This is a genomic window from Kitasatospora sp. NPDC051914, assembly GCF_040680995.1.
GTDB lineage: Bacteria > Actinomycetota > Actinomycetes > Streptomycetales > Streptomycetaceae > Kitasatospora.
In genome coordinates, this window is the sequence record NZ_JBFAXX010000020.1 from 1 (window position 1) to 11756 (window position 11756).

8 protein-coding genes are annotated in these 11756 nt (G+C 73.2%); 6 read left to right on the forward strand and 2 right to left on the reverse strand.

All coding sequences use genetic code 11. The features are described 5' to 3' along the window. Positions 1 to 88 precede the first annotated feature (88 nt). A complete protein-coding gene (gene glmS / locus AB0M03_RS15075) occupies positions 89 to 1915 on the reverse strand; it encodes a glutamine--fructose-6-phosphate transaminase (isomerizing) (protein WP_363491910.1) in 1827 nt (608 codons plus the stop codon). 36 nt (positions 1916 to 1951) lie between these two features. Continuing rightward, positions 1952 to 2227 (reverse strand): hypothetical protein, encoded by a 276-nt coding sequence (locus AB0M03_RS15080; protein WP_363491911.1) that lies wholly within the window; start codon positions 2225 to 2227, stop codon positions 1952 to 1954. A gap of 160 nt (positions 2228 to 2387) precedes the next feature. Here AB0M03_RS15080 and asnB point away from each other — a divergent pair, with 160 nt between their 5' ends. The 6 genes from asnB to AB0M03_RS15110 all read left to right on the forward strand — a co-directional run bounded on the left by asnB (position 2388) and on the right by AB0M03_RS15110 (position 11689). Beyond that, positions 2388 to 4238, forward strand: a complete 1851-nt coding sequence (gene asnB, locus AB0M03_RS15085) for an asparagine synthase (glutamine-hydrolyzing) (RefSeq protein WP_363491912.1) — start codon at positions 2388 to 2390, stop codon at positions 4236 to 4238. A 173-nt stretch (positions 4239 to 4411) separates the two neighbouring features. Continuing rightward, the gene (locus AB0M03_RS15090) at positions 4412 to 5518 is read left to right on the forward strand and encodes a hypothetical protein (protein WP_363491913.1); all 1107 of its coding nucleotides are present in this window, start codon (positions 4412 to 4414) and stop codon (positions 5516 to 5518) included. 133 nt (positions 5519 to 5651) lie between these two features. Then, positions 5652 to 7100, forward strand: a complete 1449-nt coding sequence (locus AB0M03_RS15095) for a pyridoxal-dependent decarboxylase (protein ID WP_363491914.1) — start codon at positions 5652 to 5654, stop codon at positions 7098 to 7100. Between the two features lie 98 nt (positions 7101 to 7198). After that, positions 7199 to 8581 carry a GNAT family N-acetyltransferase gene (locus AB0M03_RS15100; protein WP_363491915.1) on the forward strand — a complete coding sequence of 461 codons (1383 nt, stop codon included), beginning with the start codon at positions 7199 to 7201 and terminating at the stop codon, positions 8579 to 8581. A gap of 1054 nt (positions 8582 to 9635) precedes the next feature. Continuing rightward, positions 9636 to 10898 (forward strand): MurT ligase domain-containing protein, encoded by a 1263-nt coding sequence (locus tag AB0M03_RS15105; RefSeq protein WP_363491916.1) that lies wholly within the window; start codon positions 9636 to 9638, stop codon positions 10896 to 10898. Between the two features lie 62 nt (positions 10899 to 10960). Beyond that, positions 10961 to 11689, forward strand: a complete 729-nt coding sequence (locus AB0M03_RS15110) for a glutamine amidotransferase (RefSeq protein ID WP_363491917.1) — start codon at positions 10961 to 10963, stop codon at positions 11687 to 11689. Positions 11690 to 11756: the final 67 nt, after the last annotated feature.

Here is an 11756-nt window from a genome sequence, read left to right on the forward strand (position 1 = left end):
GCCCCCCCCCCCCGGGGGGGGGGGGGGGGCCGGGGGGGGGGGGGGGGCCCCCCCCCCCCCCCCCCCACCCCTCGGGCGGTGCCCCGGACTACTCGACGGTGACGGACTTGGCCAGGTTGCGGGGCTTGTCGACGTCGCGGCCGAGAGCGACGGCGGCGTGGTAGGCCAGCAGCTGGAGGGGGATGTTGAGGAGCAGCGGGTCGAGTTCGGGCTCGCTCTTGGGGACGACGATGCAGTGGTCGGCGAGCTTGGTCTCGGGGGCGCGGTGGGCGATGGCGAGGACGCGGCCGGAGCGGGCCTTGATCTCGCCGAGGGTGGTGAGGTTCTTGTCGAGGAGCTCGTCGTCGGGGACGAGGGCGACGGTGGGGAGTTCGGGGCTGATCAGCGCGAGCGGGCCGTGCTTGAGCTCGCTGGCGGGGTACGCCTCGGCGTGGACGTAGCTGATCTCCTTGAGCTTCTGGGCGCCCTCGCGGGCGACCGGGTACCCGCGGACGCGGCCGATGAACATCATTCCGGAGTTGTCGGCGTACTCGGCGGCGAGCTTGGCGATCTCGTCCTGCTGGTCGAGGATCTGCCGGATGTGGTCGGGCAGGGCCTTGAGGGCGGCGACGATGCGGCGGCCGTCGGCGGGCGACAGGTCGTGGATGCGGCCGAAGTGCAGGGCGAGCAGGGCGAAGGCGATCACCGTGGAGGTGAAGGCCTTGGTGGAGGCGACCGAGATCTCCGGGCCGGCGTGCAGGTAGATGCCGCCGTCGCACTCGCGGGCGATGGCGCTGCCGACGGTGTTGACCACGCCGAGGACGCGGCCACCCTTGCGCTTGATCTCCTGGACGGCGGCGAGGGTGTCGTAGGTCTCGCCGGACTGGCTGACCGCGACGTAGAGGGTGTCGGCCTCGATGACGGGGTTGCGGTAGCGGAACTCGGAGGCGGGCTCGCTGTGAGCGGGGATGCGGGCGAGTTCCTCGATGAGCTGGGCGCCCATCTCGCCGGCGTAGTAGGCGGAACCGCAGCCGAGGATCTTGACCCGGCGGATCTCGCGGAGTTCGCGGGCGTCGAGGTTGAGGCCGCCGAGGTGGGCGGTGGCGAAGCGCTCGTCGAGGCGGCCGGAGAGGGTGCGCTCGACGGCGGCGGGCTGCTCGTGGATCTCCTTGAGCAGGTAGTGCTCGTAGCCGCCGGTGTCGTAGGAGGCGACCTCCCAGTCGACAGTGGACGGCTGGCGGGTAACGGTGCGGGCGTCCTCGGTGAAGGTGCGGAAGCCGTCGGCGCGCAGGACGGCGAGTTCGCCGTCCTCGAGGTGGACGACCTGGCGGGTGTAGCGGACGAGGGCGGCGACGTCGGAGGCGGCGAACATCTCCTTCTCGCCGAGGCCGAGGACGATCGGGCTGCCGTTGCGGGCCACGACGATGCGGTCGGGCTGGCGGGCGTCGACGACGGCGATGCCGTAGGTGCCGACGACGTGCTTGAGGGCGGCGCGGACGGCGTCCTCGAGCTCGGTGCCCTCGATGCGGTGGGCGGCGATCAGGTGGGCGAGGACCTCGGTGTCGGTCTCGGAGGAGAAGACGGCACCCTCGGCGGTGAGCTTGGCGCGCAGTTCGTCGGCGTTCTCGATGATGCCGTTGTGGACGACGGCGATGTTCTCGGCGTTGTCGACGTGCGGGTGGGCGTTGGCGTCGCTGGGCTCGCCGTGGGTGGCCCAGCGGGTGTGGCCGATGCCGGTGGTGCCCTTGAAGCGGGCGGGGACGGCGGCGGCGAGGTCGGCGACGCGGCCCTTCGCCTTGCAGACCTTCAGTGCGCCCTGCTTGCCGGTGACGGCGACGCCGGCCGAGTCGTAGCCGCGGTACTCCAGTCGCTGCAGGCCTTCCAGCAGGAAGGCGGTCGCGTCCTTGGGGCCGATGTAGGCCACGATTCCGCACATGGGTGGGACTCCTTCGGTTTCACAGCGGTCGGCGGCTCATCCGTACACCATGCGGCGCAGCTGCCGGGTGGACAGCTCGGGCGCCGCGACACGCCGGGACGCCAGTTCGGCGCCGAGGCGGGCGAAGATCCGCTCGTTGGTCAGGCCACGTGCCTGCAGCTCACCGTGGCGGCGGCGGACGTACTCCTCGGTGGTCTCGGAGAAGTACGCCAGCACTTCCGCCACGACTCGCGCGGCCTCTCCCGGCCCCAGCGGGCTGGTGCGGGTGAGGTGGGCGAGGAGGTCTTCGTGAGGGTGCGGTGAGGCGGGCACGGGCCAGGAGCCTATGCACCCGATCGCCGAATACCCAAGAATCCTGCCCGAAATCGGGCAGGCATTCCGACGTTCGACCCTGCCGAACACTCTTGCGGGCATCGAGCGCGACATCGTAGCGTAGTGGTCCGTATACGCAACGGCATCGGCGGAGGCGGGCATGTGCGGGATCGCGGGGTGGGTGGCGTTCGACCGGGACCTCACCGGGGAGCGGCCGGTGCTGGAGGCGATGGCGGCCACCATGGCCTGCCGCGGCCCGGACGGCGCCGGGCTGTACCTCGCCCGGCACGCCGCGCTCGGCCACCGCAGACTCGCCGTGATCGACCCGCCGGGCGGCGCCCAGCCGATGGCCGCCGAGGAGGACGGGCACATCCCGGCCGTCCTCACCTACGGCGGCGAGGTCTACAACCACCGCGAGCTCCGCGCCGAGCTGGAGCTGGCCGGCCACCGCTTCCGCACCCGCAGCGACACCGAGGTGGTGCTCCGCGCCTACCTGCAGTGGGGCCCGGCCTTCACCGACCGGCTGAACGGCATGTACGCCTTCGCCCTGTGGGACGCCCGCAGCGAGGAGCTGCTGCTGGTGCGCGACCGGATGGGCGTCAAGCCGCTGTACTACCACCGCACCGCCGACGGCGTGGTCTTCGGCTCCGAACCCAAGGCGCTCTTCGCCCACCCTGCGATCCGCCCGCAGACCGACCTGGCCGGGCTGCGCGAACTGCTGGGCGCCACCCGCACCCCGGGGCACACCGTCTACCGGGGGATCGCCGAGGTCGAGCCGGGCCAGCTGGTCACCGTCCGCCGGGCCGGCACGGTCGCCCGCCGCTACTGGGCGCTGGAGGCCCGCGAGCACACCGACGACCTGCCGGCCACCGTGGCGACCGTCCGCGGCCTGCTGGAGGACACCGTCCGCCGCCAGCTGATCTCCGACGTACCGCTGTGCGCGCTGCTCTCCGGCGGCCTCGACTCCAGCGCCGTCACCGCACTCGCCGCCCGGTCGCTGGACGCCGACGGCCGCGGCCCGATCCGCACCTTCGACGTCGACTTCACCGGGCAGAGCGAGGGATTCCGGCCCGACACCATGCGCGGCACCCCCGACGGCCCGTACGCACGGCTGCTCGCCGCCCACGTCGGCGCCGAGCACCGCACCGTCGAACTGGACAGCGCCGCGCTCAGCGACCCCGCCCACCGGGCCGCCGCGCTGCGCGCCCGCGACCTGCCCTTCGACTTCGGGGACATGGACACCTCGCTGCTGCTGCTCTTCCGCGAGGTGCGGCGGGAGTCCACGGTCGCCCTGTCCGGCGAGTCGGCGGACGAGCTGTTCGGCGGCTACCCGTGGTTCCACGACCCGGCGCTGATCGCCTCCGCGACCTTCCCCTGGGCCGCCCTGCTGGCCCGCACCGCCGGCCTCGGCGCCGGCCCCCGGGAGGGCCTGCTCGGCCCCGGCCTGCTCGCGGAGCTCGACCTGGAGGCCTACCGGGCCGACCGGTACCGGGAGGCGGTCGCCGCCGTCCCCCAGCTGCCCGGCACCGACCCGGTCGAGCGCCGGATGCGCGAACTCACCCATCTGAGCCTGACCCGGTTCGTCCGCATCCTGCTGGACCGCAAGGACCGCCTGTCGATGGCCTGCGGCCTCGAGGTGCGGGTGCCGTTCTGCGACCACCGCCTGGTGGAGTACGTCTTCAACGCGCCGTGGCAAACGAAGGTCTTCGACGGGCGGGAGAAGAGCCTGCTGCGGGCCGCCGTCCGCGACCTGCTGCCGGACGCGGTCGCCGACCGGCCCAAGAGCCCGTACCCGGCCATCCAGGACACCCGCTACCCGCGCGCCCTGCAGGCCGCGCTCGGCCGGCTCGCCGCCGACCCGGCCGCCCCCGCGGCCGCCCTGCTGGACCGCCGCGCCACCGCCGACGCGCTGGCGTCCGGCGCCGACCCGCAGTACGCCAGGGCCGCCACCGAGGTGGTGCTCGGCCTCGACGAGTGGCTGCGAACGTACAACCTGTCACTCGTGGTGTGAGACGGTGGGGATGACGTGTCGGCAGGGGGCCGTTCTGCCGTCCGGGGGAACTCCGTCGTCCGACGGTGCCGACACTTCACCGTTCGGCGGCAGCCGGTCCGTGCAATCGGCCCCGCCGCCGTCAGGATGGGTGTGCCGCCCGTCCGTCGTCGACCACCGGGGGAATCACCAGCATGCAGCCGCGGATCTTCGCGATCGTCACCGCCGTCCTGCTCGCCGTACTGGGGATCGGGGCGGTCACGGTCACCCGGTGGACGCCGGAGACCGCGCCCGCCGCGGCCGGCGCACCGGCCACCACCCAGGCCGCCCCCGGCGGCGGGGCCGCCCCCGCCGCCGCACCGACCGGCGACCCCGCGGTGTGGACCCGCAGCACCCTGCGCAACAAGCTGGTGGCGGAGATGGACGCCACCGACCCCGGCGTGGCGCTCGCCGACCTCGACAAGATCAGCAAGGAGAAGCCGTACACCGTGCGGTTCTGCCACCCGATCGCGCACGAGCTCGGCCACACGGCGGTGAAGCGGTACCACGAGGACTTCCAGAAGGTCATCTCCTTCCCGCACGAGACCTGCGCCGCCGGCTACCTGCACGGCGCGGTCGAGGAGATGCTCGCCGCCTCCAAGAACCCGCAGCAGGACATCCTCACGCTGTGCGCGCCCGCCAACACCGGGCCGTGCATCCACGGCGTCGGCCACGGGATCATGTTCGTCACCAAGCAGGACATCCCCTCCGCCCGCGACCTGTGCAACAAGTTCCCCACCACCAGCCGGCGGATCACCTGCTCCGAGGGCCTGTTCATGCAGCTCTTCGCCCCGGACGAGGAGGACGAGAAGGCCAAGGCGAACCTGCCGGCCGACAAGCTCGCCGCCGAACCGCTCTACCCCTGCCCCGAGCAGCCGGCCCTCTTCCAGTCCGCCTGCTTCTTCTACGCGCCGACCCTCTACCTCAGCTCGCACGACTACGCCAACCACCCCGAGGCCTTCGCCGGGGCGCTGAAGTGGTGCCTGAACGCGCAGGCCAGCGGCGGCGCCAACGACTGCAGCCGCGGGGTCGGCTCGCGGACCATGAAGTACAACCTGGACCGCGCGGACTGGGCGGCCAAGCAGTGCGCCACCGCCGCCGACGCCTGGCAGCGCAAGGCCTGCGCCCAGGGCATGCTCAGCTACTGGACGGTCAACTACACCGAGTCCGGTGCCGCCGCCAGGCTGTGCTCGCAGATCACCGACAAGGAGATCGCCGGCTACTGCCGCTCCGCGGGCGGGCTCTCCACCACCCTGGACTGAGGGGACACCACTCAGGGGCGGTACACCCGGGCGCTCCTGCTCACCGGCAGGTGTAAGGAGCGTACGATCTCCATGCAGGTGCGCCGAGGACGCCGCGCCGCGGCTTCCCCACCCACCGCTGGAGCGCACCGCCATGACGTCCGAGGAATTCCGCACCGCTGCCCGCGCCGCCGCCGACCTGGTCTCCGACTACCTGGAGGGCCTGCCCGGGCGGCCGGTCTGGCAGCCGATGGCCGACGCCGACCGCCGGGCCCTGCTCGACCTTCCGCTGCCCGACGCCGGCACCAACCTGGACGGGCTGCTCAAGACCATCGCCGAGCAGGTCATGCCCGCACCCATGGGCAACGGCAACCCGCGGTTCTTCGGCTGGGTGAACTCCGCCCCGCAGCCCGCCGGCATCCTCGCCACCCTGGCCGCCTCCGCGATGAACCCCAGCTCGGCCGGCGGCGACCACGCCGACGTCCACCTGGAGCGGGCGGCGGTGCGCTGGATCGCCGAGCTCGTCGGCTTCCCGCACCCGGCCGGCGGCGGCCTGCTGACCTCCGGCACCTCGATGGCCACCATCGTCTGCCTCGCCGCCGCCCGGAACCGGGCCGCCCTGAAGGCCGGCGTGGACGTCCGCGAGGAGGGCGTGGCCGCCCTGCCGCCGCTGGTCGGCTACGTCACCGGCGAGACGCACTCCTGCGTCCGCAAGGCCGCCGAGCTGCTCGGCCTGGGCAGCCGCCGCCTGCGCACCGTCGGCACCGACGCGGACGGCCGGCTGGACACCGCCGCCCTGGAGCGCGCGATCGCCGAGGACCGGGCGGCCGGCCGACTGCCGTTCCTGGTCGTCGCCTCGGCCGGCACGGTCGGCACCGGCGCCGTCGACCCGTTCCACCCGATCGCCGACATCGCCGAGCGCGAGGGCCTGTGGCTGCACGTCGACGGCGCGTACGGCGCCTTCGGCGTGCTCGACCCGGCGATCGCCCACCGCTACGCCGGCATGGACCGCGCGGACTCGCTCGCCCTGGACCCGCACAAGTGGCTCGGCGTGCCGGTGGACTGCGGCTGCGCACTCGTCCGCGACACCGACGGGCTGCGCGGCACCTTCAGCCTGGTCCCCTCCTACCTGCGCGACGAGGCGGCCGGCTCGCTCGGCTGGTTCTCCGAGTACGGCACCGAGCAGACCCGGCCGTTCCGCTCGCTGAAGGTCTGGGCGTCCATCGCCCACCGCGGACGCGACGGCGTGGCCGCGGACATCGCGCACACCACCGCCCTGGCCCGCCGGCTGGGCGAACTCGTCGAGGCCGAGCCGGAGCTCGAACTGCTCGCCCCGGTGGAGACCTCGATCGTCGCCTTCCGGCTGCGGCCCGCCGGGCTGGACGAGGAGGCCGTCGACCGGCTCAACCGCGAGCTGCCGGCCGCCGTCCAGCTGCGCGGCCGGGTGTTCGTGACCGGCGCGGTGCTGCGCGGCCGGGAGATGCTCCGCGCCTGCCTGCTCAACGCGACCACCACGGAGGCCGACATCCGGCTGCTCGTGGACGAAGTACTGGCCGCGGGAGCCGGGCTGACGGGCCGTCCGGGCACCGACCGCACCGCCTGACGTGCCCCGATCATGCCACCGGGCACATCCCGGAGACATTTACCGTCAGGTCACGGGGGATTCGTGATCGTGAAACACCGGCGCGACACGATAGCTGCATGGACACTCGTGAACCCATTGCGGCCACCGGCCCCTCGCGCGCCCAGCGGCGCGCCGCCCGTACCCACCGCTGGCGCAGAGAGACCGTCGAACTCGCGGCGGTCTTCCTCGCCGTCGCCACCGCCGACCTCGTCGCCAACGTCGTCGTGCACGGCCACGACGGCCCGGTGCTGCTCGTCGTGTCGGCCGTCGCCATGCTCGCCACGGCCGTGTTCCACGGCTGGTGGGCGCACCGGCGGCCGCACGGACCTCCGGCGCCCGACACCCATGCCCCGCCCGGGGGGGCCGCGGTGAGCGACCCCCTGGACGGGCTCGAGGCCACCGTGCTGTGGCGCATCCGGACGACCGTCGAGGACTCCCCCGGCAGCCTGGCCCGGGTGTGCACCGCGCTGGCCGTGCACCGGGTCAACATCATCTCGATGCAGTCCCACCCGCTGGCCGCCGGGACGGTCGACGAATTCTTCGTCCGCGCCCCGGAGACCCTGGACCGCACCGAACTCGCCGCCGCCGTCGCCACGGCCGGCGGCACCGACATCTGGACGGACCGCGCCGACGCGCACGACCTGGTGGACGCGCCCACCCACGTGCTGGCGCTCGCCACCCGCACCGCGCTGGACGCCGCCGAGCTGCCGGTCGCCCTGCGGCAGCTGTTCGGCCGCTGCACGATCCGGCAGTACCCCGACCGCGGACGGTCCACCCCGGCCGGCGTGGACGGGCACACCATGCGGCTGCCCGTCCCCGGCGGCGACCTCATCGAGCTGACCCGGCCGCACCTGCCGTTCACCCCGACCGAGTTCGCCCGCGGCCAGGCCCTCGTCGAGCTGGACAGCCTGCTCGGCCCGCGGGTGCCCAAGGTCGAGGCCCGGCTCGCCCGGCCCGCCGGCGACCTCACCGTCCGCCGCGCCGAGCCCGGCGACAAGGAGGCCGCGCTGGCCATGCACGGGCGCTGCTCCTCCGACACCCTGCGCAAGCGCTACCACGGCCCGGTGAAGGACGCCGACCGCTACCTGGACCACCTGCTCGACCCGCGGCACGGGCAGACCCTCGCGGTGGAGGACTCCGACGGCGGGATCGTCGCCCTCGCCCACCTGATGTGGGACGACGACGGCGCCGAGGTCGCCCTGCTCGTCGAGGACGCCTGGCAGCGGCAGGGCCTCGGCGTGGACCTGCTGCGCCGGATGTCGGCCCTCGCCCTGGAGGCCGGGGTGGCCACCGTGTACGCGGTCACCCAGTCCTCCAACACCGGGCTGATCTCCACCATGCGGAAGCTGGCGGCGCCGCTCGACTACCAGGTCGAGGACGGCACCCTGGTGATCACCGCCCACCTCGCGGAGGCGGCGGACAAGCTGCCGACCCCGTGGCCCACCCGCCCCCGCCGCTGAGGCGCAGGCACCCCGCTCCGAGAAGGGCCTCCGGTCCGACCGCCCCGCGGCCGGACCGGAGGCCCTTCTGCTGCGCCGAATGGATGGGCGCGTCCCGCGGCCCGCCGGGACCGCCGGGACCGCCGCCTGACGCCGCCTGACGCCGCCTGACGCCGCCTCAGCACAGATATACCCCTTTCCAGGTAATTGTCTCATTTTGCCGGGAAGGGAGATCGAACCGTGGCTGATGTCGATGCCGTGGTGACGGGCGCCGGAGGCTTCATCGGCGGGCACCTCACGGGCGCGCCGCTCGCCGAGGACCTCGCCGTACGGGCCGTGGACCGCAAGCCCCGGGAGGACTGGTACCAGGTCCACGCCGGGGCGCAGAACCTCGTCCGGGACCTCTCGCTCCGCGAGTTCGGCGGCCTCTCGCGGCGAAGGAAGCACCGATGCCCTTGCCCGGGTACCAGTGCTCGCGCGGCCGGTCGTCGAAGTGCAGGAACCGGCGCTGCTCCTGCTCGGACCATCGGGCCAGGGACGACCAGGCATGGCTCCTGCTGGACAGCGCCACCGCCTTTGCCGACGTGGCGGGCGCAGCGGACAGGGATGCCGCTCACTGCGCTGACGAACCAGCAGAGGTGGTCACGGTCGGTCGGTTCCAGCTCGTACGTGCAGGAGGAGCTCTCGCGGGAGCGGAGGAGCCAGGAGCCGGACCTCGCGAGATTCCGGGCGTTGTGCCGCGCAACCGCGGCGACCCGGGTCGGCAGGGCCGCTACCCGGGCCAGCGGGACGTAGCGACTCGCTGGGTGAGTGCATTGGGTTGCACGCAACTCACCCCAGGCGCCATATATGAGGACATATCGACCACCCGGCGGCCATGTCATCCGCGATTGCACTCGTCGGCCCACCGTCCCCGGCGGCGGACCGGAAGCGGCCGTCCGGACGGTCCCGGCAGGCTGCGCGGGGTCCAGGGCTCAAAGCCGACCGCCGGAGTGGGTAGGCTGGCCCCCGTCCCCGCCGTCCGACGGTCACCGCACGACCCGGGCGGTGCAGCAGCAAGGAGGAACCACTGAGCATGCCAGGCACCGATTCGGAAGCCACGGCCGCACGCGACGCCTCGCTGCCCGCCCGCGCCAAGATCGCTGTGACGGCCGGCAAGATGGCCGCTGCCCTCTCGCAGAAGGCCGGCCGCGGCAGTGGCTCGGTGATCGGCGGCAAGATCGCGCTCAAGCTCGACCCGGACCTGCTCGCCACGCTGTCCGAGCACCTCGACGTGGTCCTGGTCAGCGCGACCAACGGCAAGACCACCACCACCCGGCTGATCGCCGAGGCGCTGCGCGCCGCCGGCCCGGTGGTCTCCAACGCCCTTGGCGCCAACATGCCCGCCGGCATCACCGCCGCGCTGGCCGGCGGTTCGGACGCGCGCTTCGGCGTGATCGAGGTGGACGAGAAGTACCTGGCCACGGTCGCCCGGGACACCCGTCCCAAGGCCATAGCGCTGCTGAACCTCTCCCGCGACCAGCTGGACCGCGCCGCCGAGACCCGCATGATGGCGGAGAAGTGGCGCGAGGGCCTCAAGGACTCGGACGCGGTGATCATCGCCAACGCCGACGACCCGCTGGTGACCTGGGCCGCCTCCTCCTGCAAGAAGGTGGTCTGGGTGGCCGCCGGGCAGGCGTGGAAGGAGGACGCCTGGTCGTGCCCGTCCTGCGGCGGTGTGATGCAGCGCCCCGGCGACGACTGGTTCTGCTCGCAGTGCGGTTTCCGCCGCCCGAACCCGCACTGGGCGCTGCAGGGCACCCACGTGATCGACCCGCACCGCGGTGCCTGGCCGATCCAGCTCCAGTTGCCCGGCCGCGCCAACCTGGCGAACGCCACCAGCTCCGCCGCGGTCGCCGCGGTCTTCGGGGTCGCCCCGCAGGTCGCGCTGCAGCGGATGCAGACGGTCGCCGCGGTGGCCGGCCGCTACGACGTGGTGCAGTACCAGGGCCGGGACGTCCGGCTGCTGCTGGCGAAGAACCCGGCCGGCTGGCTGGAGACCTTCACGCTGATCGACCAGCCGCCGGCGCCGGTGGTGCTGTCGGTGAACGCGCTGGACGCGGACGGCACCGACACCTCCTGGCTGTGGGACGTCGACTACGAGCGCCTGGCCGGCCACCCGATCTTCGTGATGGGCCAGCGCAAGCTCGACCTCGCGGTGCGCCTGGAGGTCGCCGGGCTGCAGTTCCAGGTGGTGGACACCCTGGAGCAGGCCGTCCGGATGGCCCCGCCCGGCCGGATCGAGGCGATCGCCAACTACACCGCCTTCCAGCAGCTGCGCAAGGCGGTGGCGGCCTGATGTCGTACCCCGCCGACCCGCAGTTCCAGCAGCCTCAGCAGCAGTACGGAAGGCCTTCGAGGATGAGTGAGAGCAGCCTGCGCCTGGTGTGGGTCTACCCGGACCTGCTCAGCACGTACGGCGACCGCGGCAATGCGCTGGTCGTCGAGCGGCGGGCGCGGCAGCGCGGTCTCGGGGTGACCCGGATCGACGTCCGCTCGGACCAGGCGGTGCCGACCAGCGGTGACATCTACCTGATCGGCGGCGGCGAGGACCGTCCGCAGCGGCTGGCCGCGGAGCGGCTGCGCAACGACGGCGGCCTGGTCCGCGCCGCCGAGAACGGTGCGATCATCTTCTCGGTCTGCGCCGGCTACCAGATCCTCGGCCACGAGTTCATCAACGACCTGGGCGAGCGCGAGCCGGGCCTCGGCCTGCTCGACGTGTGGACGGCCCGCGGCGAGGGCGCCCGCTGCGTGGGCGACGTGCTCGCCGAGGTGAACCCGCAGCTGGGCCTGCCTCAGCTGACCGGTTTCGAGAACCACCAGGGCGTGACCCACCTCGGCGAGGGCGTGAAGCCCTTCGCCAGTGTGCAGGTGGGCCGCGGCAACGGCACCGGTGACGGGACGGAGGGCGCGTTCCGCGACACCGTCTTCGGCACCTACCTGCACGGCCCCGTGATGGCCCGCAACCCCGCCGTCGCCGACATGCTGATCAAGCTGGCGCTGGACGTCAGCGCCCTGCCGCCCGCCGACACCACGTGGTACGACGCACTGCGTGCGGAGCGGATCGCGGCCACGAGCCAGCCCGCCTGATCCTCCGAGAGGCACCGATTGACCGCATTTCGGTCAGTCGGTGCCGCACGGGCGGGATGCATAAGAG

Coding starts and splice junctions, on each gene's coding strand:
- glmS (WP_363491910.1), bottom strand. CDS start 1,915: ATGTGCGGAATCGTGGCCTACATCGGCCCCAAGGACGCGACCGCCTTC.
- asnB (WP_363491912.1), top strand. CDS start 2,388: ATGTGCGGGATCGCGGGGTGGGTGGCGTTCGACCGGGACCTCACCGGG.
- AB0M03_RS15090 (WP_363491913.1), top strand. CDS start 4,412: ATGCAGCCGCGGATCTTCGCGATCGTCACCGCCGTCCTGCTCGCCGTA.
- AB0M03_RS15095 (WP_363491914.1), top strand. CDS start 5,652: ATGACGTCCGAGGAATTCCGCACCGCTGCCCGCGCCGCCGCCGACCTG.
- AB0M03_RS15100 (WP_363491915.1), top strand. CDS start 7,199: ATGGACACTCGTGAACCCATTGCGGCCACCGGCCCCTCGCGCGCCCAG.
- AB0M03_RS15105 (WP_363491916.1), top strand. CDS start 9,636: ATGCCAGGCACCGATTCGGAAGCCACGGCCGCACGCGACGCCTCGCTG.
- AB0M03_RS15110 (WP_363491917.1), top strand. CDS start 10,961: ATGAGTGAGAGCAGCCTGCGCCTGGTGTGGGTCTACCCGGACCTGCTC.